Annotated in this window: 28 protein-coding genes and 1 pseudogene; 8 read left to right on the top strand and 21 right to left on the bottom strand. The window is 62.4% G+C overall.

The genetic code is table 11. The features are described from left to right. Positions 1-90: 90 nt before the first annotated feature. Positions 91-309 (top strand): annotated as a pseudogene (locus NCR37_RS28485) (winged helix DNA-binding protein); the annotation flags it as partial. A 117-nt stretch (positions 310-426) separates the two neighbouring features. Then, a complete protein-coding gene (locus NCR37_RS28480; RefSeq protein ID WP_250471233.1) occupies positions 427-1,017 on the top strand; it encodes a GNAT family N-acetyltransferase in 591 nt (196 codons plus the stop codon). 60 nt (positions 1,018-1,077) lie between these two features. Here the strand turns inward: NCR37_RS28480 and NCR37_RS01205 are convergent, their stop codons facing one another. Then, positions 1,078-1,890, bottom strand: coding sequence for a MetQ/NlpA family ABC transporter substrate-binding protein (locus NCR37_RS01205; RefSeq protein ID WP_250471143.1), 813 nt, complete (start codon positions 1,888-1,890; stop codon positions 1,078-1,080). 188 nt (positions 1,891-2,078) lie between these two features. On the opposite strand from NCR37_RS01205, the gene NCR37_RS01200 reads away from it, so the two are divergent. Next, the gene (locus tag NCR37_RS01200) at positions 2,079-2,375 is read left to right on the top strand and encodes a YciI family protein (RefSeq protein ID WP_250471142.1); all 297 of its coding nucleotides are present in this window, start codon (positions 2,079-2,081) and stop codon (positions 2,373-2,375) included. A 64-nt stretch (positions 2,376-2,439) separates the two neighbouring features. Here NCR37_RS01200 and NCR37_RS01195 read toward each other — a convergent pair whose 3' ends face one another. The 5 genes from NCR37_RS01195 to NCR37_RS01175 are packed head-to-tail and all read right to left on the bottom strand — an operon-like array spanning position 2,440 to position 6,489. Beyond that, a complete protein-coding gene (locus tag NCR37_RS01195; protein ID WP_250471141.1) occupies positions 2,440-3,030 on the bottom strand; it encodes an SCO family protein in 591 nt (196 codons plus the stop codon). Continuing rightward, positions 3,027-3,932 (bottom strand): heme o synthase, encoded by a 906-nt coding sequence (cyoE, locus tag NCR37_RS01190; protein ID WP_250471140.1) that lies wholly within the window; start codon positions 3,930-3,932, stop codon positions 3,027-3,029. The genes NCR37_RS01195 and cyoE overlap by 4 nt, the downstream gene beginning before the upstream one ends. A 12-nt stretch (positions 3,933-3,944) precedes the next feature. Then, entirely contained in the window at positions 3,945-5,057 is a 1,113-nt protein-coding gene (locus tag NCR37_RS01185; RefSeq protein ID WP_250471139.1) for a COX15/CtaA family protein, read from the bottom strand. A 21-nt stretch (positions 5,058-5,078) separates the two neighbouring features. Next, on the bottom strand, positions 5,079-5,717 hold the full coding sequence (locus NCR37_RS01180) for an SCO family protein (RefSeq protein WP_250471138.1): 639 nt from the start codon (positions 5,715-5,717) through the stop codon (positions 5,079-5,081). Positions 5,718-5,739: 22 nt separating this feature from the next. Then, entirely contained in the window at positions 5,740-6,489 is a 750-nt protein-coding gene (locus NCR37_RS01175; protein ID WP_250471137.1) for an SURF1 family protein, read from the bottom strand. A gap of 130 nt (positions 6,490-6,619) precedes the next feature. Here NCR37_RS01175 and NCR37_RS01170 point away from each other — a divergent pair, with 130 nt between their 5' ends. Beyond that, positions 6,620-6,829, top strand: a complete 210-nt coding sequence (locus tag NCR37_RS01170; protein ID WP_175939254.1) for a twin transmembrane helix small protein — start codon at positions 6,620-6,622, stop codon at positions 6,827-6,829. Between the two features lie 130 nt (positions 6,830-6,959). Here NCR37_RS01170 and NCR37_RS01165 read toward each other — a convergent pair whose 3' ends face one another. From NCR37_RS01165 to NCR37_RS01130, 8 genes are all read right to left on the bottom strand, one after another. Further along, on the bottom strand, positions 6,960-7,817 hold the full coding sequence (locus NCR37_RS01165; protein ID WP_250471136.1) for a cytochrome c oxidase subunit 3: 858 nt from the start codon (positions 7,815-7,817) through the stop codon (positions 6,960-6,962). Positions 7,818-7,896: 79 nt separating this feature from the next. Continuing rightward, on the bottom strand, positions 7,897-8,100 hold the full coding sequence (locus NCR37_RS01160) for a DUF2970 domain-containing protein (RefSeq protein ID WP_250471135.1): 204 nt from the start codon (positions 8,098-8,100) through the stop codon (positions 7,897-7,899). A 5-nt stretch (positions 8,101-8,105) separates the two neighbouring features. After that, positions 8,106-8,678: a cytochrome c oxidase assembly protein gene (locus NCR37_RS01155; protein ID WP_350029036.1), complete on the bottom strand. Its 573-nt coding sequence runs from the start codon at positions 8,676-8,678 to the stop codon at positions 8,106-8,108. 1 nt (position 8,679) lies between these two features. After that, on the bottom strand, positions 8,680-8,820 hold the full coding sequence (locus NCR37_RS01150; RefSeq protein ID WP_244847767.1) for a cytochrome oxidase small assembly protein: 141 nt from the start codon (positions 8,818-8,820) through the stop codon (positions 8,680-8,682). Between the two features lie 62 nt (positions 8,821-8,882). After that, positions 8,883-10,496, bottom strand: coding sequence for a cytochrome c oxidase subunit I (ctaD, locus tag NCR37_RS01145; RefSeq protein ID WP_175939245.1), 1,614 nt, complete (start codon positions 10,494-10,496; stop codon positions 8,883-8,885). 95 nt (positions 10,497-10,591) lie between these two features. Further along, entirely contained in the window at positions 10,592-12,211 is a 1,620-nt protein-coding gene (gene coxB / locus NCR37_RS01140) for a cytochrome c oxidase subunit II (RefSeq protein WP_250471134.1), read from the bottom strand. 51 nt (positions 12,212-12,262) lie between these two features. Further along, positions 12,263-12,739 carry a DUF2244 domain-containing protein gene (locus NCR37_RS01135; protein ID WP_248321022.1) on the bottom strand — a complete coding sequence of 159 codons (477 nt, stop codon included), beginning with the start codon at positions 12,737-12,739 and terminating at the stop codon, positions 12,263-12,265. Between the two features lie 269 nt (positions 12,740-13,008). Next, the gene (locus NCR37_RS01130; RefSeq protein WP_250471133.1) at positions 13,009-14,004 is read right to left on the bottom strand and encodes a methyltransferase domain-containing protein; all 996 of its coding nucleotides are present in this window, start codon (positions 14,002-14,004) and stop codon (positions 13,009-13,011) included. A gap of 117 nt (positions 14,005-14,121) precedes the next feature. Here NCR37_RS01130 and NCR37_RS01125 point away from each other — a divergent pair, with 117 nt between their 5' ends. Continuing rightward, positions 14,122-14,895, top strand: coding sequence for a ComF family protein (locus NCR37_RS01125; protein WP_250471132.1), 774 nt, complete (start codon positions 14,122-14,124; stop codon positions 14,893-14,895). Positions 14,896-14,921: 26 nt separating this feature from the next. Further along, positions 14,922-15,392 (top strand): tRNA (uridine(34)/cytosine(34)/5-carboxymethylaminomethyluridine(34)-2'-O)-methyltransferase TrmL, encoded by a 471-nt coding sequence (gene trmL / locus NCR37_RS01120; RefSeq protein WP_250471131.1) that lies wholly within the window; start codon positions 14,922-14,924, stop codon positions 15,390-15,392. On the opposite strand, the gene NCR37_RS01115 is transcribed toward trmL, so the two are convergent. Genes NCR37_RS01115 through NCR37_RS01095 form a run of 5 tightly spaced genes read right to left on the bottom strand, consistent with a single transcriptional unit; the run spans position 15,365 to position 18,168 of the window. Further along, complete coding sequence (locus tag NCR37_RS01115; protein ID WP_250471130.1) at positions 15,365-15,895, bottom strand: O-acetyl-ADP-ribose deacetylase; 531 nt, start codon at positions 15,893-15,895, stop codon at positions 15,365-15,367. The genes trmL and NCR37_RS01115 overlap by 28 nt on opposite strands. A 25-nt stretch (positions 15,896-15,920) precedes the next feature. Beyond that, positions 15,921-16,919 carry an NAD(P)H-dependent glycerol-3-phosphate dehydrogenase gene (locus NCR37_RS01110; protein ID WP_250471129.1) on the bottom strand — a complete coding sequence of 333 codons (999 nt, stop codon included), beginning with the start codon at positions 16,917-16,919 and terminating at the stop codon, positions 15,921-15,923. 38 nt (positions 16,920-16,957) lie between these two features. Then, positions 16,958-17,428, bottom strand: a complete 471-nt coding sequence (gene secB / locus NCR37_RS01105; protein ID WP_175939231.1) for a protein-export chaperone SecB — start codon at positions 17,426-17,428, stop codon at positions 16,958-16,960. Between the two features lie 57 nt (positions 17,429-17,485). Continuing rightward, on the bottom strand, positions 17,486-17,746 hold the full coding sequence (gene grxC / locus NCR37_RS01100) for a glutaredoxin 3 (RefSeq protein ID WP_175939229.1): 261 nt from the start codon (positions 17,744-17,746) through the stop codon (positions 17,486-17,488). Continuing rightward, positions 17,743-18,168 (bottom strand): rhodanese-like domain-containing protein, encoded by a 426-nt coding sequence (locus NCR37_RS01095; RefSeq protein WP_248321010.1) that lies wholly within the window; start codon positions 18,166-18,168, stop codon positions 17,743-17,745. Before NCR37_RS01095 ends, grxC begins: the two co-directional genes overlap by 4 nt. Before the next feature lie 184 nt (positions 18,169-18,352). Here NCR37_RS01095 and gpmA point away from each other — a divergent pair, with 184 nt between their 5' ends. Both gpmA and NCR37_RS01085 read left to right on the top strand, forming a co-directional pair. Further along, on the top strand, positions 18,353-19,099 hold the full coding sequence (gpmA, locus tag NCR37_RS01090) for a 2,3-diphosphoglycerate-dependent phosphoglycerate mutase (RefSeq protein WP_175939225.1): 747 nt from the start codon (positions 18,353-18,355) through the stop codon (positions 19,097-19,099). A 258-nt stretch (positions 19,100-19,357) separates the two neighbouring features. Beyond that, entirely contained in the window at positions 19,358-20,941 is a 1,584-nt protein-coding gene (locus NCR37_RS01085) for a S41 family peptidase (protein WP_250471128.1), read from the top strand. Positions 20,942-21,117: 176 nt separating this feature from the next. Here the strand turns inward: NCR37_RS01085 and NCR37_RS01080 are convergent, their stop codons facing one another. After that, entirely contained in the window at positions 21,118-21,960 is an 843-nt protein-coding gene (locus tag NCR37_RS01080) for a hypothetical protein (RefSeq protein ID WP_250471127.1), read from the bottom strand. A 1-nt stretch (position 21,961) separates the two neighbouring features. Beyond that, positions 21,962-25,966, bottom strand: coding sequence for a type VI secretion system Vgr family protein (locus NCR37_RS01075; RefSeq protein WP_250471126.1), 4,005 nt, complete (start codon positions 25,964-25,966; stop codon positions 21,962-21,964). Positions 25,967-25,972: the final 6 nt, after the last annotated feature.

Genomic DNA, 25,972 nt, shown 5'->3' with positions numbered 1-25,972 from the left:
AGCGTGCTTTCTTTGGCACAATGCGTCCATTAGTTCGGAATCGCAACTAATTCAAATAGAACCACATATTTTTGAGAGAGCAAAGGCACAATGGGATGTTTTGATCGGAGTCGGGCTGTCGAGGCCGTGCGGCGCTTCAACCGGTTTTACGCGCGTCACGCAGGCGCTTTTCACGAACGCCTGCACAAGAGCCATTTTTCGTTGACGGAAGTGCGCATTCTTCACGAGCTTGCGCACGACCGCGCGCACACCGCCGCGGATCTGTCGCGCAACCTCGGGCTGGATACGGGCTATCTCAGCCGCCTCATCACCAATTTTCAGAAGCTCGGCCTGGTCGTGCGCCGAAAGAACGAATCGGACGGCCGCGCGCATCTCCTCACCATGACACCCGAAGCGAAAGCCAAGGTGGACGAGCTCGATCTCCACGTGTCCGCCGAAACTGCGTCGCTGCTGGATTGCCTCGCGCCGGGCGAGATCGAGCAGTTGTCGCTGGCGATGGCGGACATCGAGCGACTCTTGTCGCCGGCATCGCACAACGCCGCCACGCGCTTGCGCAGCCCCCGCTGCGGCGACTTCGGGTGGATGATCGAACGTCACGCGCACCTCGACGTTTCCGACCGCGCGAGTCTCGCCTACGAGGCCCACGCGGCAAAAGTGGTGTCCCGCTTTCTCGGCGCCATGCAGACGAACACGCCGCGTATCGCGTGCTGGGTCGCGGAACAGGAAGGCGACGCGCGCGTCGGCGCCGCGTTGCTGACCGCCGCTTCGGACGGCCGGGCGTGCATCGAGTTGTTGTTCGTGGAGCCGGGCGCGCGCCGTCGGGGGCTCGGCGAACAACTCGTCGCCGCGTGTACGAACTTCGCTCAGGGCGCGGGCTACGAGAGCGTCGTGTGCCGGCTCGATCAAGCGCGCGAAGATCTGTGCGGGCTTTTCATGCGCACCGGTTTCAAGGCGCAACAGGGCGTGGACGCAAGCCTTGTCTGGGAGCGCGAGTTGCGGCGCATCTACGCAGACTAGCGCTCGCAAATGAAAACGGCGTCTCAGAAGACGCCGTTTCGCACATGAGTTTGCCGTCGCTCAGAACGAAGGCACGACCGAGCCCTTGAACTCGCTCTTCAGGAACTGGCGCACGTCGTCGGACTGATATGCGGCGACCAGCTTCTTCACCCACGGCTGATCCTTGTCCTTCACGCGCACCGCGATCAGGTTCGCGTACGGGCTATGCACGTCTTCTAGCGCGATCGCATCTTTCGTCGGCTGCAGGCCCGCGGCCAGCGCGAAGTTGGTGTTGATGGCGGCGGCGTCGACATCCGCGAGCGTGCGCGGCAATTGCGCGGCGTCGAGTTCGACGAGCTTGATCTTCTTCGGATTTTCCGCGACGTCGAGCGCCGTCGCATTATTGCCGTTTGCGCCCGCGCCCGCCTTCAGCTTGATGACGCCTTGCGATTGCAGGAGCAACAGCGCGCGATTCTCGTTCGACGGATCGTTCGGCACCGCGACCCTCGCGCCTTGCGGCAAGTCCTTCAGCGACTTCAGCTTCTTCGAGTACACGCCGAGCGGCGAGATGTAGGTGAGGCCGGCGCTCACGATCTTGTAGCCGCGCTGCTTGATCTGACTGTCCAGATACGGCTGATGCTGGAAGCTGTTCGCATCGAGATCGCCGGCATCGAGCGCGGCGTTCGGCTGAATGTAGTCGTTGAACTCGACCACCTTCACGTTGAGGCCCTCGCGCTTGGCGACCTTCTGCACGACTTGCCAGATTTGAGCGTCCGGGCCGCTGATCGTGCCGACCTTGATGACCTTGTCGTCGGCGTGTGCCGAGAGACTCGTGGCGAACGCGGCCGACGCCGCGACGGCCGCCAAAGCTTTAAGCATATTTCTGCGCTGCATGGTCTTCCTGTTTCAAAAGCAAATGACTGCGGGATAACTTGACGCCGGCTCCGGCGCGAGCCTCGGGCCGGCGTGCCGCATGTTCGCACAGCCTTGGTGCGAGCGGAAATACAGTTTCCTCATGTGAATATCCGGCGCACTGTCCGCTTAGAATCGGGCCTGGGACCCACTCTCGGACGGCGATAAACATGTATGTGATCAACCTGCGATACACCGGCGCGCTCGCCGAAATCGACGATGCGCTCGAAGAACATCGCCTCTTCCTCGAGCGCTACTTCGCGGCGGGCGTATTCGTAATGGCGGGGCCGAAGGTTCCGCGCGACGGCGGCGTGATCGTCGCGTCGGGCATCGACCGCGCGCGGCTGGACGAGATCATCGCGGAAGATCCGTTCGCCCGGCAGCAACTCGCGCATTACGAGATCATCGAATTCAAGGCGACGCGTCTTGCGCCGGGATGGAACCTGCCGCAGCCGACGAAGCCATAAAGCAAAAGCGGCCCGCAGGCCGCTTGTCGAGATCCGTCGGTCAGTCGATCCGTCGATCAGTCGATCAGTCGATCAGCAACTTCAGATCGTGGACCCACGGTTCGACGCCTTGTCCGTCGCGGGCGAAAAGCCGCAGCTTGCCGTCTTTGTCGAACACGTAGCTCGCGGCGGTGTGATCCATCGTGTAGTCGCCGGGCGTCTTGCCTGCCGCCCTCGCGTAGTACACGCGGAAGTCCTTCGCGACTTTCTGCAGTTCCGCGTCATTGGCCGGGCGCAAACCAATGTACGTCGGATTGAACGCGGTCACGTACTGGCCGAGCAGGTTGGGCGTATCGCGCGCGGGATCGACGGTGACCATCAGCACTTGCACGTCCTTCGCCTTGTCGCCGAGCTGCTGCATGGCTTGCGACAGCTCGGCGAGCGTCGTCGGGCAGACGTCCGGGCAATGCGTGTAGCCGAAGAACAGCACGACCGCCTTGCCTTTGAAGTCAGCGAGCGTGCGCATCTTTCCGGTCGTATCCGGCAACGAAAAGTCGCTGCCGAATTGCTTGTTGCCGGTAATGTCGAGATTCTTGAAATCGGGCGCCTTATCGCACGCGCACAGCGCAAACGCGCAGACAAACAGCGCGAACAGCCGAAAAACGATCCGCCTCATGCGCCGATCACCGTGCGAACGTAGTGATCGACGAGCAGCGCGCCGAAAAGCAGCGACAAATACACGATGGAATAGCGGAAAGTCTTGCGCGCGAGCGCGTCCGAGTATTCGCGGTACAGCTTCCACGTATAGCCCAAGAACACCGCACCCAGTCCGACCGCGCTCGCCAGATAAACGACGCCGCTCATGCCTGAAACGAACGGCATCAACGTGACGGCGAAAAGCACGATGGTGTACAGAAAAATGTTCAGCAGCGTGTACTTTTCGCCATGCGTGACGGGCAGCATCGGCAGGCCGGCGTTCTCGTAGTCTTTGCGGCGATAAAGCGCCAGCGCCCAGAAATGCGGCGGCGTCCAGACGAAGATGATAAGCACGAGAATCCACGCGTCGCCGGGCACCGCGCCCGTGACCGCGGCCCAGCCGAGCGCGGGCGGCATGGCGCCCGATGCGCCGCCGATCACGATGTTTTGCGGCGTGTACGGCTTGAGCAGCAGCGTGTAAATGACCGCGTAGCCGACGAAAGTCGCGAGCGTGAGCCACATCGTCAGCGGATTGGTGAAGCGGTACAGCGTCCACATGCCGATGCCGCCGAGCACTGCCGAGAAGGTCAGAATCTGCGCGCTCGTGATCTGCCCGCGCGCCGACGGACGCCATGCGGTGCGGCGCATCTTCGCATCGACTTTCTGTTCGACGAGGCAGTTGATGGCGAACGCCGCGCCCGCCAGCAGCCAGATGCCGATGGCGCCGCCGAGCAGCCTCGTCCACGGAACCATGCCGGGCGTCGACAGAAACATGCCGATAACGGCGCAGAACACGGCGAGTTGCGTGACGCGCGGCTTCGTCAGCGCAATGTATTGCGAGACGCGGCTGCCGAGAGGGGAATTGAGTGTCGTGCTATCCATGGGAAGGCGCCATCACGCTGAAACGACGTCGCGTGCGGGGAGCGCGGCGCGGCCGGGACGGCTGGAAGAGATTCGAAAGTTTAGCATGACGAGCAGGAGCAACAGGATCGCCGCCCCGCCGTTATGGGCGACGGCAATCGGCAGCGGCCATTGCAGCACGATGTTCGACATGCCGGTCAAAAACTGAATGACGATGACCGCCAGCACGCCGTTCGCCGGCTTGCGGAGCGATTCGAAGCGGCGCAATTTCGCCGCCAGCCACAGCAGATACAGCACGACGACGACCGCGAACGTGCGATGCGTCCAGTGAATCGCGACGAGCGCGTCCTGCGAGATGACATCGCCGTCGCCCGTCATGCCGAGCGCGCGCCACAGGTGAAAGCCGTGTTCGAAGTTCATCGGCGGAATCCATTGGCCGTTGCAAAGCGGAAAGTCCGTGCAGGCCAGCACAGCATAGTTCGTGCTCACCCAGCCGCCCAGCGCGATCTGCACCACGAGCAACGCGAGGCCGAAGAGCGCGGCCGGCATCCAGCGCGCGGCCGCGGGATCGAGCGACGGAATCGGCGTCTGGCGTGCCGCGAGCCAGCCGAGCGCGCCGAGCAGCGCGAGTCCGAGCAGCAAATGCGTCGTGACGATGACCGGTTGCAGCTTCAACGTGACGGTCCACGCGCCGAATGCGCCTTGCAGGCAGATCAGCAGCAGGATGCCGGTGGGCCACCACGGCGACACATGCAGCGGACGACGCTTGATGCGCGCCGTCCACGCAATGATGACCTGCGCGATGATGAGCACGCCGATCGCCATCGCGAAATAGCGGTGCAGCATCTCGATCCACGCCTTGACCATGCTGACCGGGCCGGTGGGCATCGCCTGATACGCGGCAGCGATTTGCGCGTGCGCGATGAACGGCGACGACGTGCCGTAGCAGCCCGGCCAGTCCGGGCAGCCGAGGCCGGAATCGGTCAGGCGCGTGAAGCCGCCGAACATGATCAGATCGAGCGTCAGAAACGTGGTCAGCCAGACGAGCTTGCGAAACCTGTTGTCATCGGCCTTCACCCAGACGAAGGACAGCGGCAGCAGCGCAATGCACAAGCCGATCATCCCCAATTGCAATACATAACTCATGTTTCACCTTCAACCCGCGTTTTAGCCGATCCGCGACCACTTCAGCAGCTTCGCCAGATCCGCGTTGATCTTCTTGGGATCGGGATTCTTCGGGAAGCGCATCATCAGATTGCCGTTCGGATCCACCAGATAGATGTGGTCCGTCACCTTCGTGCCGTCAGCGACCGGCAGCCAGTCGGCGACCGCGCGCGGATCGGCGATCAGCATGCGCGTGTCCGGCTGCGGATACGCCGTCTTGATGACATCGGCCACGGGCTTGTCATCCGTGCGCAGCCAGACGTTCACCACGCGGTCGCGTTCCGCCGATTGCAGCACGCGCACTTGCCGCATGTAGTAGAGGCGCGTGACGCATTGCTCGTCGCAGGCGCTGCCGTTGACGATGATCATCAGCCACTTGCCTTCGAGTGACCTGAGCGGCACGGCCTGCCGTTTTTCGTCCGTCACGACGAGTTGCGCCGGAATGGGCCGCTGCGGGTCGATCAGCGCGCCATAGCTCGATGTGCCGCCAGCCGGCTTGAACACGTAGTACATCAGATACGAAGCGATGACCGGCGCCGCGCAGACGAGCGCGAGCAGCACGAGCATCCAGCGCCCGCTGATCCACGATCCTTTTTGAGGCGTGCGGGGCTTGTCGGCAGTCGTGGGACGTTGAGATGGCATCAGAAATTCGGTGAGAGTTGGGTCACGCGTGGTCGGCGGCTTCGTCGTCGGGGTCGTCTACGAGACGCGTGTCGTCTTTCTTCGCGGCGCGGCGGGCGGCGTATAGCCCGAAGCCCACGGCGGCGGCGGCCATGCCCCACCACTGGAGCATGTAGCCGTAATTGCGCTCCACGCCCGTCGTCGGCGCGGGCCAGTCGCGCACGAGCCGGTCGCGCGTGTGGTTCGTCTGCTGGATCACGAACGGCTGAAAAGCGAGTCCGGTTTCGGCGGCATAGGCCGGAATGCTGAGATTCTGGCGAATCTGCTGATGCCCGGCCGATCCGCCCGTTCCCAGTTCGAACGCCTGCGACGGATTGGCGCGCGCAATGCCTTCGACTTCCACGGTGCCCTTCGGCGTCTCGTACGGCTCGATGCCCGTGCGATCAGCCAGATTGCGCGGCAGCCACCCGCGATTGACGAGGACGTAGCCGCCGCCCTCGAGTTTAAGCGGCATCACGACATAAAACCCCGGCTGGTCGTTATACGGACGATTATCGAGATAAACGGCGCGCTCCGGAATGAACTCGCCGCGCGCCTTCACGCGGTGGAATTCGACGGATTGCAGCGGAATCGGATCGACGCCCACGCGCGTTGCCGGCGCATTCGCGAACGCCGTGATGCGCGCGTTGAGCGCCTCCTTCTGATGCGCGCGGTCGCGCTGCCAGAATCCGAGGCGCACCGTCACAGCAACGACGATCAAGATGACGAGCGTGGGCCAGAAGCGGATCTTCATGACCGCAGCCGCCGCGCGACGCGGTGCGCCGCCGCGCGGCGCAATCCGTCGAGTGAGATAATGAGATGACTCGTTTCCATACTGCTCAATGCGTTATCCGGGCAAGTTGAGCAACTTTGCCGGCTGGTTTATGCACATTATCGTCGCCATCGCTTTCATCCTCATTCTCGGCAGCCTCGCCTCGGCGCTGTACTTCATGATGACCGACCGCGGCAAGACCAAGCGGATGGTGTGGTCGCTCGCCATGCGCGTCGGGCTGTCCATCTCGCTCTTCCTGTTCATCCTGTTCGCTCACTGGATGGGCTGGATTCAGTCGACGGGCATTCCCCTCGGACGATAACCCGCCGCGAAGGTTCGCAAGAACGAGGCGTATTGTCGCGGCAACGTCGCGGAACAAAACAAAACGCCGCCCTCGAACGTCGGGGCGGCGTGGTTGCGCTGCGGGCCTGAAGCCCGCCGGAGACGCGCAGTTACAGCCAGTAGACGACGACGTACAACCCGAGCCACACGACGTCGACGAAGTGCCAGTACCACGCGGCGCCTTCGAACGCGAAGTGATGCTCCGGCGTGAAGTGTCCGCGAATCAGCCGGACCATCACCACGGCCAGCATCGTGCCGCCCAGGAACACGTGGAAGCCGTGGAAGCCCGTGAGCAGGAAGAACGTCGAGCCGTACACGCCGGATGCGAGCGTCAGGTTCAGTTCGTTGTACGCGTGGAAGTATTCGTAGCCCTGGCAGAACAGGAAGATGACGCCGAGCAGCACGGTCGCGGCGAGCCAGCCGATCGCCTTCTTGCGATGATCTTCGCGCAGCGCGTGGTGCGCCACCGTCAGCGTCGCGCCCGACGAAAGCAGCAGCGCCGTGTTGATGGTCGGCAGAGGCCACGGCACCATCGCGCGGAAATGCGGGACCAGCGCGGCGGGACCGTTGTTCGGCCACACGGCGGAGAAATCCGGCCAGATCAGCTTGTAGTCGAGACTGCCGAGTTCGTGCAGCGCGATGGCGCGCGCATAGAAGAGCGCGCCGAAGAACGCGCCGAAGAACATGACTTCGGAGAAGATGAACCAGCTCATGCTCCAGCGGTACGACACATCCACGCGCTTGCCGTACATGCCGCCTTCGGATTCGGAGATCGCGTCGCCGAACCAGTGCCACAGCACGAAGAGCAGAAACAGCAGGCCGAGGAACGTGCCGAACGGCGCAAAGGAATGCCCGTTGACCCACGCTGCCAGCGACGACAGCATTACCAGTAATCCGCACGCAGCCATGATCGGATGCCGTGACGGATGCGGCACGAAATAGTACGGGCTCTCGTTTTGACCGCTCATCGTTGATTCTCCACTTCGATCCAGTTGCTTGAATTATTTTGCCGCAGCGCCCAACGGCGCGAGCGCGTTTCGCGTTGCCCTACCGAACCACCGCGCGCACGATCACCAGCAGCACGAGGATGAAAAGCGCAGCACCAATCACGCCAGCCGCGATCAGATGCAGCGGATTCAGCTGCGCGGCGTCGTTTTCCAGGTCGGCCCGCCGCCGCACGCCGAAGAACGACCAGAATACGGCCTTCACCAGCTTCACGAACCCGCCGCTCTTCTGCGTCTGTCCGTTCATGATGTTCACGATCCCTTGGCGGCCGTCTTCGGCGCGTCGAGTTCGAAGAACGTGTACGACAGCGTGATGGTCTTCACGTCCTTCGGCAGCTTCGGATCGACGACGAACACCACCGGCATGCGCTTCGTTTCGTTCGGCGCGAGCGTTTGCTGGGTGAAACAGAAGCATTCGATCTTCTTGAAAAACTCGGTGGCCTGCTTCGGCGCATAGCTCGGAATGGCCTGCGCCTTCACCGTGCGCGGCTGCTCGTTCGTCACCTGATACATCACCGTCATCACTTCGCCGGGGTGTATGTCGAGGTTCGACTGCTCCGGCTTGAACTGCAGCGGCCCGCGCGCGTTCGCATCGAATTCGATGGACACGGTGCGGCTCGCGTCGACCTGCGTGTTCTTCGCTTCGCGCGCGCCGACATCGCGCTGAACCAGATTGTTGATGCCCGTAATCTGGCAGATCGCGCGGTACATCGGCACGAGCGCGAAGCCGAAGCCGAACATCATCGCCGCGACGACGAACAGCTTGAGCAGCATCGACCGGTTGAACGAGCGGTCGATATGAGAATCTTCCTGCTGAGTGGACACGTTAGCCTCGCGACAACAGGTATTGCCTGACGACGATACCCAGAAAGAAGACGGCGGCGATCAGCACCATGATGAGACCGAGCCGCTTGTTGCCCGCGCGGATGTCCTCGCGGGAGCGTCTTTTTTGTGGATTCGGGGCCATGCGTTTCTTGCTCGGGAGTCTGTGAGGCTTCGCGCGGAAGCCTCACAGAACGGAGAGACGACTTATTCGACGGTCGGCGGGTTCTCGAACGTATGGAACGGCGCCGGGCTCGGCACGGTCCATTCGAGTCCTTCCGCGCCATCCCACGGCTTGTCGCTGGCCTTTTCATGCTCGCCGCCGCCGCGATACGTCGGCAGCGCGACCGCGAACAGGAAATACACCTGCGCGAGACCGAAACCGAACGCGCCGATGGTCGCGATCTGGTTGAAGTCCGTGAACTGCGCCGGGTAGTCCGCATAGCGGCGCGGCATGCCCGCGAGACCCAGGAAGTGCATCGGGAAGAACGTGATGTTGAAGAAGATCATCGACGCCCAGAAGTGGATCTTCCCGCGCATTTCGTTGTACATCCAGCCGGTCCACTTCGGCGACCAGTAGTACCAGCCCGCGAACAGCGCGAAGAGGGAACCCGCCACCAGCACGTAGTGGAAGTGCGCGACCACGTAATACGTCCCGTGCATCTGGATGTCGAGGGGGGCCATCGAGAGGATCAGGCCCGTGAAGCCGCCCATCGTGAACACGAACAGGAAGCCGATCGCGAAGAGCATCGGCGTTTCGAAGGTCAGCGCGCCGCGCCACATCGTCGCGACCCAGTTGAACACCTTCACGCCCGTAGGCACGGCGATCAGCATCGTCGCGTACATGAAGAAGAGCTGGCCCGTCACCGGCATGCCGGTGGCGAACATGTGGTGCGCCCACACCATGAACGAGAGAATCGCGATCGACGCGGTGGCGTACACCATCGAGCTATAGCCGAAGAGCGGCTTGCGCGAGAACGCCGGGATCACCTGCGACACGATCCCGAACGCCGGCAAGATCATGATGTACACCTCGGGGTGGCCGAAGAACCAGAAGATGTGCTGGTACATGACCGGATCGCCGCCGCCCGCCGCGTTGAAGAACGACGTGCCGAAGTGACGGTCGAACAGCACCATCGTGATGGCGCCTGCCAGAACCGGCATCACGGCGATCAGCAGATATGCGGTGATGAGCCACGTCCACGCGAACATCGGCATCTTCATGAGCGTCATGCCCGGCGCGCGCATGTTCAGGATCGTCACGACGATGTTGATGCCGCCCATGATCGACGACGCGCCCATGATGTGAACCGCGAAAATCGCGAAGTCCATGCCGGGGCCCATCTGCGTCGAGAGCGGCGCGTACAGCGTCCAGCCCGCGGCGGTTGCGCCGCCCGGCACGAAGAACGAGCCGACGAGCAGCACGGCCGCGACCGGCAGCAGCCAGAAGCTGAAGTTGTTCATGCGCGCGAACGCCATGTCCGATGCGCCGATCTGCAGCGGCACCATCCAGTTCGCGAAGCCGACGAACGCCGGCATGATCGCGCCGAACACCATGATGAGGCCGTGCATGGTGGTCAGCTGATTGAAGAACTCGGGGCGCATGATCTGCAGGCCCGGTTCGAACAGCTCGGCACGAATGCCGAGCGCCATCACGCCCCCGGAGAGGAACATGATGAACGAGAACAGCAGATACAAGGTACCGATGTCCTTGTGGTTGGTGGCGAAAAGCCACCGGCGCCAACCATGCGGCGTTTCGTGCGCATGGTCGTCGTGCGCGTGGTCGTGACCCGCGACTACATCGTGTCCGATGCTAGACATGACAATCATCTCCTAAAGCGAATACTCGAGGCACTTGGCGTTGCCCGCGTGCTTCTCCGTTGCCTTGGGCGAAGGAGAAGCGCACGCGGAGCATGTCAAGCAGCCGGACTGATTTCCACGCGGCGTGCTTCTTTCGCATCCGTGCCACCCGTCACCGACTCGGGCTTCTTCAACACGATGCGTTCTTCCGAGACACCGGCCGCCTTCAGCGCGTCGCGAACGGCTTGCGCGCGCTTCTTGGCCAGGTCCGCGTTCAGGTCGGCGCCGCCGGTTGCATCCGTGAAGCCGGAGAGCGCGATCTTCGCGTCCGGATGCGCCTTCACGTAAGCGGCGGCTGCCTGCACTGCGTTGTTTGCATCGGCGGGCAGATCGCTCTTGCCCGTCTCGAAGTAGATGCTGGCCGGCAGCGCGCCCGCCTGCGCCGACTGTTCGCCGGACGCTGCAGCCGGCGCGCTGGCTTCTGCCGCGCCGCTTGCCGCCGCGCCGCTTGCCGCTTCGCCGCCCGCCGCCGCCGTGTGATCGCCGCCCTCGGGCATCTTGCCGTTGCGCGCGTCCGCGACCTGCTTCGGTTGCAAAATGTCGCCGGTGTGGTTGCCCCAGGTGTTGCGCTCGTACGTGACGACCGACGCGATTTCGACGTCGTTCAGCGTCGTCTGCCACGGCGGCATGGCGCCCTTGCCGTGCAGCACGATATTCACGTGACCGGCGATCGGACCGTTCGCCACCTTGCTGCCGTCGAGCGCCGGGAACTGGCCCGCGCCCTTGCCGGTCGGCTGGTGGCAGACCGCGCAGTTCGACGCGTAGATCTGCGCGCCGCGCGTCTTCAGCTCGTCCATCGTGTAAGTCTTGTTCGGATCGTCGGCGGAAGAAGCCATTTTCTTCTTCTGCGTGTCGACCCACTTCGCGTAGTCGTCGGTGGACAGCACTTCCACGACGACCGGCATGTACGCGTGCTCCTTGCCGCACAGTTCCGTGCAGAAGCCACGATACGTGCCCACCTTCTCCGCCTTGAACCACGTGTCGCGCACGAAGCCGGGAATCGCGTCCTGCTTCACGCCGAACGCCGGCACGTACCACGAGTGAACGACGTCGTTCGCGGTGGTGATGATGCGGATCTTCTTGTCGACCGGCACGACGAGCGGGTTGTCGACTTCCTGCAGATACGTATCGGAAATCGGCGTCTGGCCGTTCACCTGGCTGCGCGGCGTGGAGAGCGTCGAGAGGAAGCTGATGCCTTCGCCCGGACCCTTCACGTAGTCGTAGCCCCACTTCCACTGATAGCCCGTGACCTTCACGGTCAGATCGGCGTTGGTGGTGTCCTTCATCGCGACGACGGCCTTGGTGGCCGGCAGCGCCATCAGAATGACGATGATGAACGGCACGATCGTCCAGATGATTTCGACCGTGGTGCTTTCATGGAAGTGCGCGGGCTTGAAACCCTTGGACTTGCGATGCTTGACGACCGAATAGAACATCACCCCGAACACGCCGATGAAGATGACGGTACAGATGATGAGCATGAAGATATGGAGGCCGTAGAGCTCCTCGGCGATCTTCGTCACTGGCTGCTGGAAATTGATCTCATTCACAGCGGGACCGCCAGGACTGTCGTTGACCGCCAGGGCTACGCCGGCATTGAGCAGTGCGCCCGCCGCCAGCACGCCCGAGAGGGCTCGCTTGATTGTTTTCATAGCATCCTTACCCAAAATTTCCATTCAAACCCTCGACCCCCGTTGCGCATCGCGCCTGCCACACCCGGTTCCTCCTCAAGCGAGGCGCCTCAGTGACGCCTGCAGTTCGGCAGCAAATTGTTTGCGACGATGCTGTGCAAGGTGTTGTCCGACTTTCACCGACTGGCCGCGCGATACGATCGTGAGCGGTTCCCTCGGCGTCGCGCCCGTTTCGACCCGCACCCAGCGCGGATTGAACTCGAAGCGCGTCAATTCTTCGGCGTTCATCTGTTCGATCAACAACCGGTTCTCAAACAGCCGGATTCGTTCGTAATCGACGGCGTGTCGCGCATGAATCAGGAACGCGACGGTCACGACCGTCAACTCGACTCCGGTGAACGGCAGCACCAGCCAGGCGCCGTTCAGAAAAAGCGGCGTCGCGACGGCAAGAGAGAAGAGCGCCAGCGACACATAAAAGCCCACGAACTGACGCGGCGACACCGAGCAGTTGCGTTTCATCAGCCAGTCCTTGATGACCGGCTCGGACTCCGTCAGCGTCTGGCTGACCTGCATCGCTGCCTCCATCCATCCGCACATGCAATCACATACTTTTGCTCGGATTTTGCCCAAATTTGTGTCACTTCAGGCGACAAACTGACGCATTATAGGCGGGTTAGGTGGCATCCACAAGCAAGGGCGCAAACGTCGCAAAGCCAGACGGCACAAGCCTCTGCGCCGAATTGACGCACCTTTTGACGTGTCCTTCGCGCGCAAATTTATGACATAACACGTGCCCTCTTTACCGCCTCGTCGATCTGCCTCCCGAACTCCTTTCCGACGCGCTAGCGATTCCTTTTCGGACCGCGTCCGATGTCTTCCAGCCGCACGATTCCATGTCCTTCCGCCGTCGTTCGCGGCGCCGCCTTCCACGCGTGACCATAGATCACTTCGAACGTGAGCGGGATCGTGCCGTCGTCGCGGCGCAGGGCTTCGAGCGCCTCGTGCACCGCTTTGCGCAAGGCCTGGCCGTCCGCGCGGGCGCTCGCGGCCTCGCGTTCGAACGCTTCACGCTCGAACGGATACGCGCCCCAGCGCATGACATCCGCGAGCAGCGATTCGGGCGAACGGTAGGTGATCGTCAGCACTTCCTGATCCATCACCGGAATTTCGAAGCCGCTCTCGACGAGCATGTCGCCCAGATCATGCATGTCGACGAAGTCGATGGTGTGCCGCATCGGCGCGAGGCCGAGCGTGCGCTCGGCTTCGCGATAAGCCGCGGCCAGTTCGCGAAGCGTGTCCGGCCCGAAGGTGCTGAACATCAGCAAGCCATTGACTTTGAGCACGCGCTGCCATTCCGGAAACACGACATCCGGCCGCGAATGCCAGTGCAGCGCGAGGTTCGACCACAGCAATTCGAATGCAGCGGACGCGAAGGGCAGCGCCGAGAAGTCGGCCTGCGCGAGTTGCGGACCGCGCGCGCCGAACGCTTTGGCGAGCGTCGCCGGCAGCAAGCGCCGCCAGCCCGCGCCGCTTTCCGCTTCCGCGGTCTCGGCCGCACGCGCGCGCGCGAGCATTGCGGAGGACATATCGACCCCCAGCACCGACGCCTCCGGGAACCGCTCGCGCAAGCGCGGCAGGTCCCCGCCCGCGCCGCAGGCCGCATCGAGGACGCGCGCCGGCGCCACCTTGATGTATTCGAGACGCTCGCGCATGCGGTCCGCGATCTCACGCGGCAGAAACGCGACGTCGTCGAAAGTGGCGGCGCGACGGTCGAAGATCTCGCGCAAACGGCGCGGATCATAGGCCGGTCGGCCAGTTTTGGGAGACGTTGGGGACATGACGATCTGTTCGCGAAGAGTGCGAAGTATACTCGGTCGTCTTGAAATAGGCCCGGCGCAGCCTTCGCGCGTGCCGTTGCAATCGATCACCCGAGCCCGCCTCACGCGCTTTCATTCATGTACGTCCTCCGCGATTTGCTGCCGTCGTCGGCGCGCGCCTTCGCCTTTGCGGCCTTTGCGAAGCGCGCGTTCGAACTCGCGCTGCCTAACCAGTGCGCGTTATGCGGCAATGTGTCGCAGCAATTGCTGTGCGCCGGCTGCGATGACCAGTACTGGAACGAGCCGCGTTTCCGATGCGCGACCTGCGCGATGCCGCTCGCGCCTTCCTATCTGCGACGCGAACGCGTAGACACGCGCGCGCACTGCGCCGAGTGCCTCGACAATCCGCCCGCGTTCAACGACACGCTCACCGTCGCCGACTATCGCGCGCCGCTCGATACACTGGCGGTCGAATTGAAGTTCCGCGTGCGTCTCGCGGCGGGCGCGGAGTTCGCGCGGCACTTGCACGCGCGCTTCGAAGACAGCGGCCTGCCGACGCCCGATGTGATCGTTGCGGTGCCGCTTTCGCGCAAGCGGCTCGTCGAACGCGGCTATAACCAGGCGTGGGCCATCGCACGTCCGCTCGCCCGGCGCCTATGCGTGCCGGCCGATCCGATGCGCGTCGCTCGCACCGTCCACACGGCCCAGCAGTCGCGGCTGGATGCCGAGACGCGCAGGCGCAATGTCGCGTCCGCGTTCGTCGTCGAGGGCGACGTTCGCGGCAAACATATCGGCGTCGTGGACGACGTGATGACATCCGGCGCAACGCTCGATGCCCTCGCCCGCACGCTCAAGCTCGCGGGTGCGCGGCGCGTGACGAACTTCGTCGCGCTGCGCACCCCGAAAGACTAACCCGTCAGCCAGAAACCCTGCCATCCATGTTCAACGTCGTACTGGTCGAACCCGAAATCCCGCCGAACACCGGCAATGTCATCCGCCTGTGCGCGAACACCGGCGCACGGCTGCATCTGATCGAGCCGCTCGGCTTTCCGCTCGACGACGCGAAGATGCGCCGCGCCGGTCTCGACTATCACGAGTACGCCGAAATGAACGTCCACGCGAACTGGGATGCGTTCATCGCGAAGGAATCGCCCGACGCCACGCGCATGTTCGCATTCACGACGCGCGGCTCGACGCCGTTCTTCGATCATGCGTTCAGGCCCGGCGACTGGTTCATATTCGGCGCGGAGACGCGCGGCCTCGCGGCGGAATTGCTCGAACGCTTTCCGACGGAGCAGCGCGTGCGGCTGCCGATGCGTCCGGGCAATCGCAGTCTGAATCTGTCGAATACGGTGGCAATCGTGACGTTCGAAGCGTGGCGTCAGTCGGGCTTCGAGGGCGGCGCGTGAGCGTCGAGTTCGGCGCGATAAAGCGCCAGCATGTCGCTGCTGAAGCACGCGAAGACGACGTGCTCGATTGAAGGCGCGAGCGGCAAATTCTCGATGACCGTCGATACGGCGATCTTCACGGCGTCCTCGACAGGAAAGCGATAAATCCCGCAGCTAATGGCCGGAAACGCGATGGACGCGCACCGCGCATCGGCAGCGAGTTCGAGCGAACGCCGGTAGCAGTTCGCGAGCAATTGCGCCTCGTTGCGTTTGCCGCCGCTCCAGCGCGGACCGACGGCGTGAATCACATGTTTCGCGGGAAGATCGTAGCCGCCGGTGATTCTGGCGTCGCCGGTTTCGCAGCCGCCGAGCGTTTCGCACTCCCGCAAGAGACCTTTGCCCGCCTTGCGATGAATCGCGCCATCGACGCCGCCGCCGCCCAGCAGCGATTTGTTCGCCGCGTTGACGATAGCATCGACGGGAAGCGTGGTGATGTCGGCCAGAACGGCTTCGAGCTTCGCCATGCGCGTCTCCGAGAGAAACGTCGCGCTATTCCGCCTTCGAATCGCGGCTGAGCAGCGCCTGCACCGAGTGGCGCGGCGCGACGTTTTCGAAGAGCACGCGGCATACCGCGTGCGTGATCGGCATGTCGATTCCGCGCGACTGCGCGAGCGACAGCACCGCGCGGGCGCAGCGCACGCCTTCGGCCACATGACCGAGCGCGGCGAGAATCTCGTCGAGCGTGCGGCCGGACGCGAGTTGCACGCCGACCGTGCGGTTGCGCGACAGATCGCCGGTGGCGGTGAGAATCAGATCACCCAAACCCGTGAGGCCGGTGAACGTCTCCGCGCGCCCGCCCAGCGCGACGCCGAGCCGCGACATTTCCGCGAGCCCGCGCGTGATGAGCGCCGCGCGGGCGTTCAGACCGAGGCCGAGGCCATCGGAGATGCCGGTGGCAATGGCGAGCACATTCTTCACCGCGCCGCCCACTTCGACGCCGATGACGTCGTCGCCCGTATAGATGCGCATGGCGCCGTGGTGAAACGCGGCGACCGTCTGCGCGCACAGCGACGCCGAAGCGCTCGCCACCGTCAGCGCGACCGGCAGACCGCGCCCCACTTCCCGCGCGAAGCTCGGTCCGGAAAGCGTGCCGTTGCTGCGATGCGCGGGCAGTTCAGCCGCGACGACCTCGTTCGGCAGACAGTGCGTGTCCGCCTCGAAGCCTTTGCACAGCCAGACGATATGCGCGGGCACGACGCCCGCCTGCCGCATCGCGCGACATAGCGAGCGCAAGCCGGCCACGGGCGTGGCGACGACGCAGAGCGCATCCGACGCGGCGGCATGCGCGAGCGCGACGTCGAGATCCGCTTCGAACGAAAGCGCGCGCGGCAACGCAACGCCCGCCAGATAGCGCGTGTTTTCGTGCGAGGAAGAGAGGGATTCGATGAGCGCGGCGTCGCGCGCCCAAAGCAGGGTGTCGTGCCGCGTCGCGAGGTGGCCCGCCAGTGCGGTGCCCCACGCGCCGGCGCCGAGAACGGCTACTTTCATGCTCGGCTCCGGTTCGGCAGAGTCAGTGCGGGTGACGCTCAGTGCGTCGCGCCGTTCGCCGCGCCTTCCTGCGCGCTCGCGAGCTGGGCGATGCGCTGTTCGTACAGCGCCTGGAAGTTGATTTCCGCCAGGTGGATCGGCGGGAAGCCTGCGCGCGTGATCGCATCGGCGATATTCGAGCGCAGATACGGGAACAGAATGGTCGGGCATGCAATGCCGACGAGCGGGTCGATCTGCTCGGCCGGGATGTTGCGAATGTCGAAGATGCCCGCTTGCTTGGCTTCGATCAGGAACGCGACCTTGTCGGCGACCTTCGCCGTGACCGTGCCCGTGACCAGCACTTCGAACACGCTTTCCGCGAGACGGTCCGCCTTCACGTCGACTTCGACCTCAACCGACGGCATTTCCTGTTCGAGGAAGATGGCGGGCGAGTTCGGCTGCTCGAGCGACATATCCTTCAGGTAAATGCGCTGGATGTTGAAAAACGGCTGGTTGTTCTCGTCGGACATAGTGATTTCCTAGGTAAATCGGTTGCCCGGCGCGTGGCCGGGCAGCGTGTGGTGATGTCAGGCCGACTCGAGCAGCGGCACGAGACCACCTTTGCGGTCGAGCGCCGAGAGATCGTCGTAACCGCCGACGTGCGTGTCGCCGATATAAACCTGCGGCACGGTGCGGCGCCCGGTGCGCTGCATCATCTCCTCGCGGCGGCCCGGTTCACGGTCGATCAGCACCTTCTCGATGGTTTCGACCCCGCGGGACTTTAAAAGACGTTCGGCCATCTGGCAATACGGGCACACTTGCGTGCTGTACATGACGACTTTTTTCACTTGACGGCTCCTTGTTTCACGACCGGCATTCCTGCCTTCTGCCAGGCATCAACCCCGCCTTGCAAGACGTGGACCTCAGCGTAGCCGGCTTCCGACACGGCGCGGCTGGCACGCTGCGACTGTTGGCCGGTCTGGCAGACAAGCACGACCGGATTGCTCTTATTCTTCGCGATCTGGCCGATTTTTGCTTGAAGCTCCGACGCCTCGATGTTTCGGGCGGACGGCAGATGTCCCTTCGCGAACTCCGCGGCCGGCCGCAAATCCACGACGACGGCGTTGCGACGGTTGATGAGCGTGGTGGCTTCCGCAGCGGAGACGCCGCCGCGACCGCGTCGCGTGATGGCCGGCCAGAGCAGCAGCGCGCCGGAAACCAGCGCAATGACGATGAGTGCAATATTCGAGTAATCGGTGAAGAACTTCACGTCTAGGGCCGCCGAAAGATAGTGGAGAAGGGAGAAAGAGAAATGAGGGCAATCCGGGCATTATAAAATATCCCTTTCCCGCGATGGCCCTGGCCATCCGGCCGATGGCGGCACTCCACGCGTGAGGGCAGGATGGCGGAGTGCGATCGGGCACCCGATTTCTCAACTGACCGACCTATCAAACATGTACAAGCTAGTGCTCATCCGCCACGGCGAATCGACGTGGAACAAGGAAAACCGGTTCACCGGCTGGGTCGACGTCGATCTCACCGAACAGGGCAACCGCGAGGCGCGTCAGGCAGGCGTGCTGCTGCGCGAGGCCGGCTACACGTTCGACATCGCGTACACGTCGGTGCTCAAGCGCGCCATTCGCACGCTGTGGCACGTGCAGGACGAAATGGACCTCATGTATATCCCGGTCGTCCATTCGTGGCGTCTGAACGAGCGCCACTACGGCGCGCTCGCCGGTCTCAACAAGGCCGAGACAGCGAAAAAGTACGGCGACGAACAGGTTCTCATCTGGCGCCGCAGCTACGACACGCCGCCGCCCGCGCTCGATCCGAACGACGAACGCGCGTCCTTCAACGATCCGCGCTACGCCAAGGTTCCCCGCGAGCAACTGCCGCTGACCGAGTGCCTGAAAGACACGGTCGCGCGCGTGCTGCCGGTGTGGAACGAGTCCATCGCGCCAGCCATCAAGGCAGGCAAGCAGGTGCTGATCGCCGCTCACGGCAACTCCATGCGCGCGCTCGTGAAGTATCTGGACAATATCTCCGACGCGGACATCGTCGGGCTCAACATTCCGAACGGCGTGCCGCTCGTCTATGAACTCGACGAAAACCTGAAGCCGATCAAGCACTACTACCTCGGCGACGCGGACGCCATTGCTGCGGCGCAAGCTGCCGTCGCGAAGCAGGGCAAGGCGGGCTAAAGCGCGCATGAGCGCCGAAGTTGGCGTTGGCGGGCGTCGCTTGGCGGCGCCCGTTTTGCATCCGAATGCCCCGGATGGCTCCCACCTGACCGCGCGCCGTCGCCGTCGACAGGCGCGTGCGTCGCCCGCAACGAGCGATAGTTGTCGCGGCACGCGGCGCCAGGCATTTAAGTTGCGTTTAAGTCGCCTTTGAAAGCGAGCGGGTATACTGGCCCGTCACCCACGATGCAGCCCATTCGATTCCGCACGCACTCCTCTATGCGAAAGAACCTGAAAAACTTCAGCCTGATCGCCGCAGGCGTTGCTGCTGGCGCGCTCGCAACCCTGCAGATCTCCGCGTCCGCTCAGCAAGCCGCATCGTCACCGCTTCCGCTCGATCAACTGCGGCTCTTCGCCGAAGTGTTCGGGCAGATCAAGCACGAATACGTCGAGCCCGTCGACGACAAGAAGCTGCTCACCGCCGCGATCAAGGGCATGGTGTCGAGCCTCGATCCGCACTCGTCGTATCTCGACAAGACGGACTACGAAGAGCTTCAGGAACAGACCAAGGGCCGATTCGCGGGCTTGGGCATCGAAATTTCGTCGGAAGACGGGCTCATCAAGGTCATCTCGCCGATCGAAGACACGCCCGCGTTCCGCGCCGGCATCCGTCCAGGCGACCTCATCACGCGCATCAACGACAAGCCGGTGCGCGGCATGACGCTCGACAAGGCCGTCAAGCAGATGCGCGGCGAACCGGGCACCAAGGTCACGCTGACCATCTTCCGCAAGAGCGACGACCGCACGTTCCCGCTCACCGTCACGCGCGCGCTGATCCGCGTGCAGTCGGTCAAGATGAAGGTGCCGGAGCCGGGCTATGGCTACGTCCGCATCACGAGCTTCCAGGAGCGCACGGTGCCGGATCTCGCGGCGAAGCTGCAAGACCTCGCGCGTCAGCAGCCGAACCTGAAGGGTCTCGTGCTCGACCTGCGTAATAACGGCGGTGGCTTGCTGCAGAGCGCGGTCGGTGTGGCGGGCGCGTTCCTTCCGGATAACGCGGTCGTCGTTTCGACGAATGGACAAATCGCGGACGCGAAGCAGACGTTCCGCGATACCTACGACAACTATCGCCTGCCTTCCTTCGATTCCGATCCGCTGAAGAACGTGCCGGACATCTTCAAGAAGGTGCCGATGGTCGTGCTGACCAACGCGTATTCGGCTTCCGCTTCGGAGATCGTCGCGGGCGCGCTGCAGGATCATCATCGCGCGCTGATCGTCGGCAAGACGACGTTCGGCAAGGGCTCGGTGCAGACGGTTCGTCCCATGACCGCCGACACCGCGCTGCGTTTGACGACGGCGTACTACTACACGCCGAGCGGCAAGTCGATCCAGAATCAGGGCGTGCGCCCGGACGTGCCGGTCGATCAATACGCGGACGGCGATCCGGACGACGCGCTCGTGACCCGCGAAGTGGATTATTCGAATCACCTCGCGAACACGCAGGATCCGAACGAGAAGAAGGAACAGGAGCAGCGCGAGCAGGATCGTCTGGATCAACTGCGTCTGCTGGAAGAGCAGAACGACAAGAAGACGCCGGAGCAGCGCCGCAAGGACCGCGACCGCAAGCCGGTGGAGTTCGGCAGCAACGACGACTTCATGCTTCAGCAGGCGCTGAACAAGCTGGAAGGCAAGACGGTCGTGGAGTCGAAGTCGTTCAGCGAACGCAAGCTCGCGCAGAACAAGCCGGCGCGTTCGGCATCGGCGCCGGTGGTGGCTCAGCCGGCATTGCCCGCGACGCCGGGTTCGTCGCCGGCATCGGGCGCGGCGCCGGCTTCGTCGCCTACGGCTCAGCAGTCGAAGTAATTTTGGTCGAGGGCTTCGCGGCATCGCGCCGCGAAGCTTGGCTACGCACGCATCGCGTCTGTGTATCCAGGATTAGCGGACGAAGCGGCAGCAGAAGACGGCGTATGTTGGTGAGCTTCGAGAAACTGGGGTTAAGGCGATAGCGCCGTTACCGTGCAGCTTTCTAACCCACGCCGTCAAGTGTCGCCCTCCTCCTCATACGGACCGTGCCACAGCCATTGAGCGTCGACAAACCACGCGCCTTGCGATGCATTGGCGCCTATCGGTAGGTTGGCTTTGGGAAAAGCCTGGCCCGCGCGTATGATCGCTTTATCGACATGATTGTGTATCGTCCATCCTTCCCACCATCCAGTTTCGGGGCATAGCATGCCCGTTCGCAGATCCATATAGCCGTACTTCTGGCGCTTTGCATGATTACGCTGGTTTAGTTCCTCGGGTGTGAGGTATTGGCGCGAAACCTCCAATTGTCGAAAACTGTCCATGTTGTCGACCGCTGTGTTTAACTGTCCGGGAAAGCGTTCATATTCGAAGCCCGCATACACTTCAAAATCCGAATCGTCCGCCTGCGGTAATCGGTAATTCAAATGGACGCGATTTGCGTTTGCATCAGGGATTGGAACGAAAGCGTAATGTTCTAGCGATTCCCTTCTCACTCCATCAATAAGTTCCCCGGCCTTGGTTGGCCGAAGACCCAATGCCTCCATCAATTCGTCACCTTTGATCTTGACTCGGGTGTCAGACTGTAGTCGAATCTCGACCGTCCTACTCCCAAGTCGCTGGTTCGCATTCTCGAGGCGCGGATTCCAATTGAAGAATACGCCATAGTCACTGTTGCTGAAGGAGTACGTCTTTTCATCGTCCAGTGGTCCAATGAGCCGTGACGCACCGAAACGCTTTTCAACGTCTTCCAACCGTGCTCTACCCGCAACCCACGCTACCCCGATCTTCGCGAGTTCTATAAGCCGCGTGCGGCTGTCCGCAGTAATCTCATGTTGATTGATTTCATAGCTCGGCGACATATTAGCCTTCTTGCCTGTTTCCGTTGCTGCCTGCGCTGTTGACGGTTGAAGCGCCTGCGCGCGCGTGATATGCGGATGCATAAGCGCGGCTGCACTGACTATCAGACATGCCATCAGGTGCCTCATCTTTGAGCCAATAACTACCTGCGTTCTCGCCACAGTAGAACGCATCGTCTTCCCATGGACGAGATTTATAACCCTCGCTCGTGTGTTCGTAGACCATGTTTTCGACATCGATTTGTGTGCCTCCCGCTCCAACTGTGTGCAAGATTTCCGCTGCCTGATCGAACGCGTTCTTATACTCGCTTTCGAATTCCTCCTCTGTAGTTGCGATGGGAGCGGGATACCATTTCTGAGGCGCCTGCTGGTTGTAGCGTTTCCAACTACCTAGGTTCCACACGTACATCCCCGCCGCCATCCTTTTTAGCCCCGCCAATGCGAGGTTATCGTCAGGCAGCACTTGTTCTCTCGCTATTCGCACCACATCGAAAGCCTTGGGATTCTGTCCTGCTACGACAAGCCCGGGCCAATACAGAATCCTTGGCGTTCTTGGAAAGTTTTCCTCGGGTTTCTGCGCCATTGCATATATCCAGAAATATTGTTGACAATGACGCGTTTCGTGATAAATGGTATCCGCAAAGTCTCGCAGCGCAACCCTTGCATCGAATTCGCGTAGAGACGCCTCCTTCCTGTCGGAACTTACGAATAATTGCTTGAACGTGGCCGTACTAACTTGGAGAGTCCAGGTCGAACCCGAGAACTCACCTTGCGCATCGTCTCTCAGTTTTTGATTTGTGACGATAACATCAGGCAGAGCATCGCTTGGAAGCGCAAAGGCACCGGACTCACTAGAGGTAAGAGTTTTAGCCAGAACCTGCTTTATTCGTTTCGATAGTTCCTTGGTTCCGTCCTCGTCCACCTGAACCCACTTGATGTTGTCCGTTTTACCATTCGGCATGAGCGCCGTGACCTCCTTCCAGATCGGCGTGATGGTCAACGTCGGGGTGCCTTTTCCGAAGTAGTTGTCTCCCCATTTGATCTGCTCGATCAATACATCTCTCAGTTCAACCGCGTAATGGCGCATCACCGGGAAGTCAAGACGCGCCGAGTCTTTGCTTTTCCTCGTGCTGTACCGCATTCCCCAGTTGTAGGGCTGGCACGAAGCGAGATACCAATCGAACTTGAGTTGGTCTGCCTCATTGCGCCGGAGGTCCCGACCGTTGATTGGGCTAACCTCCTTCCTTTGACTGACCATAGTAGGCGCCTGCACTTCGTCTGCTGGCATCGTCAACATAGCCGGGAGAATGGCAACCGGATTTCCCGTGCCGTCGTTATGGAGTATCTCGACTGTCGCGGCTTGGATCGACTCGGATAACACGAGCGCCGTTCGCCCATCGGCGTCGGTCCGCCCTTGAACGACCTGTCCGTCGTCGAGCGTAATGCGGTATGGCTGATTTGGGATCAGCAGACCAGAACGGTTGTCCACGAGCGTGAACACCTCAGCCACCTTCGCATCCCCAACATCCGTCAGTGTCATCTTGACCGGCTTCTCCTTCGGTGCGTCCGTCGAATGACTCGCCGCATGAACGAGAAACGCACCGTTGGTATAGCCCATCAAGCCTTGCGCGCTGATCTCAATGGCACTACCGCCCCCATTGATGCGGACGCCCTTGGCGGCAGTTAGATTGATCCAGCCGTCTGAACTAATGATGTCCGCGTTTTGCTTGGCCACAATCTGCGCACCATCGGCTTGCGCCTCGATACGGATTTTTCCTGCCGCTGCCACGAGCTTGATTCCCGCCTTGCGCACGAACAGCGCGAAGCCAGTCATGACGCTTGCAAAGAACGACCGCGCCGCCGCGAAACTGACGTTTCCGCCCGTCGTCACCGCAAAGTCTCGGTCGCTCGCAATGTGTGTGCTGCCCGCCGCCGTTGTTTGGATACCGGCCGGACTCGCCAGTGTCAGATGCGGCGCAGCGAATTCGGGAAAGTCGCCTGCGTTCCGGTTCGCCTTGCCGGTGCCGCGTAGCTCGTCGTTGGCCGTCTTGATGGACTTCGCCACCTCGCTTTGATTACCGCTTGCGTCCTGCGCCCCGTGCTGCCGCGCGAGTTGGACCATACTCTCGTGGACATCGCGCGCCTGCGTGAGCCGCGCCAAGGTCTCGCCCATGTCCCTCGCCGGGGCGGTCGCCGCGTCACGCGTCTCGGTGCTGATGAGCATGCCCCGATTCGCCCGCAACACGCCCCACGCATCCGTGGCTAGTTCCCAGCCGAGCCCCCGCGCCTGCTGGCGCCCTGCCTGGTACACGATTCGCGTGTTGTAACCCAGCACGAGCCGCGAGTTCGCCTGATCACTCGCCACCTGCACCTGCTGCTGACCGGGCGTGTCATCGGTCACGACATAGTTGTGCCCCTGCCCCTGCAACGCATGGCTCACCAGCCCCGTGAGCGCCATGTTCTTCGGCAGCTCGAACGGCGGCGGATTGAACTGATTGACCTTGCTCGACATCACGAACGGCTTGTCCGGATCGCCCTCGTGATAGCCGATGGTCACTTCGTCCCCGATGCGCGGCACCGACACGAAGCTATGCGGCCCGCCGTGCCACGGCAGCGATACGCGCACCCAGCAGCTCGAGTTCTGGTCCATCTGCCCGAGCCTGTCCCACTTGAACTGCACGCGTACGCGCGCGTAACCGTCCAGCCACAGCGGTTGTTTCTCGGGTCCAACGACGACCGCCGTCTCCGGATGGGCACGTGGCTTTTGCGTCGGCACCAGCTTGAAGAAGATGGTGGCCGGCTGCAGCACCATCTCCGTCACGCAGTGGTACTGCGCATCGCTGCCGGGCGTGGCCGTGAGCTCATCGGGATTGCGGATGTCGATCGAGGTCGACACCACGAGATAGTCGGCATTCAGCTTGTGCTCGGGATGCCCCTCGATCTTGAGCCTTCTGCCCGTCATGATGCCGCGCGCGTTCGCCGTGGCGTGCACACGAAAGCCTTCGCTGCGCAGCGCCTCCACGCGCACGCGCGCCAGATAATCGGCCTCATTGCGATGATCGTTCGGCTGGCCGTCCAGTCCCATCGCGCCTGCGAGCGGCTGCGTGTAATCGCCCCAGTGGTACTGCGCGATGTTGTCGAACGACGACGCGCTGTAACGTTGCTGGTTGCGATCGAACGAACCGTTCGATAACGTGTAGTCGTAGTCGTTGACCGTCACGTCGCCCGGGGTGATCTGGCGCAGCACCTTGAGGCTATGGATATGCTCCTCGTCGATGCGTTTATCTTCGGGCGCGTGATACAGGACCGTGTCGTAGGCGTTGCCGTGCTTCTTGTGCGAGCCGGGCGAATCGCACAGCATGAGCGTCATGCCATCGAAGTGGTAGTAGATGCCCCACTCGGTCCAGAGTTGCTGTAAGAATTCGTAGTCGCTCTGCCAGAACTGTCGGATGAAGTCGCGCTTCGGAAAGACGTTGTTGTTCAGCGCGACCGCTGCCAGGCGCGTCTTCCACGGGAACTTATAGTTTCCGCTCTTGAGAACACTCTCGGTTACGTCCAAGACGCTCATATCCTGAAACACCCGGCTATCTCGATTCTGCGTGGCGAGCCACAGCCACGGCCTTACCGTGAACCGGTAGTAGACGCGCCGGTCATCGCTGCCGGTCTGCTGCACTTCGGTGATGATGCCGTTGATCGTGCGCACCCCTGCGCCGACGTTGCCCGCGCCGAGATCGCCGGGTAGCCCGGGAATGAACGTTCCCTTGCCCTCGAATTCGATCTGGATGGCGATCGTTTTACCAATCAAATCATCAGGCTTGAGGAGCTTGCGTGCGTCCCAGATGCGAAACGTCGGGCTGTCGACGGACGTGAAGTCCACCTCATATTGAAACAGCTCGCCGAGCGCCTCGACGCCCCGCACCCGCTGAGGGATGAGGATCTCGTTGCCGCCCCAGGTAGGCAGCGCCTGACACTCGATTCTCAGCGTGCGGCTTTGCAGCGGGTTGAACATGGATTA

The sequence above is a fragment of the Caballeronia sp. GAFFF1 genome, from assembly GCF_023630705.1.
GTDB lineage: Bacteria > Pseudomonadota > Gammaproteobacteria > Burkholderiales > Burkholderiaceae > Caballeronia.
Note: the sequence above shows the minus strand (reverse complement) of the source record. Positions and strands in the feature narration are given on the sequence as shown.

Coding starts and splice junctions, on each gene's coding strand:
- NCR37_RS01205 (WP_250471143.1), bottom strand. CDS start 1,890: ATGCAGCGCAGAAATATGCTTAAAGCTTTGGCGGCCGTCGCGGCGTCG.
- NCR37_RS01200 (WP_250471142.1), top strand. CDS start 2,079: ATGTATGTGATCAACCTGCGATACACCGGCGCGCTCGCCGAAATCGAC.
- NCR37_RS01195 (WP_250471141.1), bottom strand. CDS start 3,030: ATGAGGCGGATCGTTTTTCGGCTGTTCGCGCTGTTTGTCTGCGCGTTT.
- cyoE (WP_250471140.1), bottom strand. CDS start 3,932: ATGGATAGCACGACACTCAATTCCCCTCTCGGCAGCCGCGTCTCGCAA.
- NCR37_RS01185 (WP_250471139.1), bottom strand. CDS start 5,057: ATGAGTTATGTATTGCAATTGGGGATGATCGGCTTGTGCATTGCGCTG.
- NCR37_RS01180 (WP_250471138.1), bottom strand. CDS start 5,717: ATGCCATCTCAACGTCCCACGACTGCCGACAAGCCCCGCACGCCTCAA.
- NCR37_RS01175 (WP_250471137.1), bottom strand. CDS start 6,489: ATGAAGATCCGCTTCTGGCCCACGCTCGTCATCTTGATCGTCGTTGCT.
- NCR37_RS01170 (WP_175939254.1), top strand. CDS start 6,620: ATGCACATTATCGTCGCCATCGCTTTCATCCTCATTCTCGGCAGCCTC.
- NCR37_RS01165 (WP_250471136.1), bottom strand. CDS start 7,817: ATGAGCGGTCAAAACGAGAGCCCGTACTATTTCGTGCCGCATCCGTCA.
- NCR37_RS01160 (WP_250471135.1), bottom strand. CDS start 8,100: ATGAACGGACAGACGCAGAAGAGCGGCGGGTTCGTGAAGCTGGTGAAG.
- NCR37_RS01150 (WP_244847767.1), bottom strand. CDS start 8,820: ATGGCCCCGAATCCACAAAAAAGACGCTCCCGCGAGGACATCCGCGCG.
- ctaD (WP_175939245.1), bottom strand. CDS start 10,496: ATGTCTAGCATCGGACACGATGTAGTCGCGGGTCACGACCACGCGCAC.
- coxB (WP_250471134.1), bottom strand. CDS start 12,211: ATGGAAATTTTGGGTAAGGATGCTATGAAAACAATCAAGCGAGCCCTC.
- NCR37_RS01135 (WP_248321022.1), bottom strand. CDS start 12,739: ATGCAGGTCAGCCAGACGCTGACGGAGTCCGAGCCGGTCATCAAGGAC.
- NCR37_RS01130 (WP_250471133.1), bottom strand. CDS start 14,004: ATGTCCCCAACGTCTCCCAAAACTGGCCGACCGGCCTATGATCCGCGC.
- NCR37_RS01125 (WP_250471132.1), top strand. CDS start 14,122: ATGTACGTCCTCCGCGATTTGCTGCCGTCGTCGGCGCGCGCCTTCGCC.
- trmL (WP_250471131.1), top strand. CDS start 14,922: ATGTTCAACGTCGTACTGGTCGAACCCGAAATCCCGCCGAACACCGGC.
- NCR37_RS01115 (WP_250471130.1), bottom strand. CDS start 15,895: ATGGCGAAGCTCGAAGCCGTTCTGGCCGACATCACCACGCTTCCCGTC.
- NCR37_RS01110 (WP_250471129.1), bottom strand. CDS start 16,919: ATGAAAGTAGCCGTTCTCGGCGCCGGCGCGTGGGGCACCGCACTGGCG.
- secB (WP_175939231.1), bottom strand. CDS start 17,428: ATGTCCGACGAGAACAACCAGCCGTTTTTCAACATCCAGCGCATTTAC.
- gpmA (WP_175939225.1), top strand. CDS start 18,353: ATGTACAAGCTAGTGCTCATCCGCCACGGCGAATCGACGTGGAACAAG.
- NCR37_RS01085 (WP_250471128.1), top strand. CDS start 19,358: ATGCGAAAGAACCTGAAAAACTTCAGCCTGATCGCCGCAGGCGTTGCT.
- NCR37_RS01080 (WP_250471127.1), bottom strand. CDS start 21,960: ATGTCGCCGAGCTATGAAATCAATCAACATGAGATTACTGCGGACAGC.
- NCR37_RS01075 (WP_250471126.1), bottom strand. CDS start 25,966: ATGTTCAACCCGCTGCAAAGCCGCACGCTGAGAATCGAGTGTCAGGCG.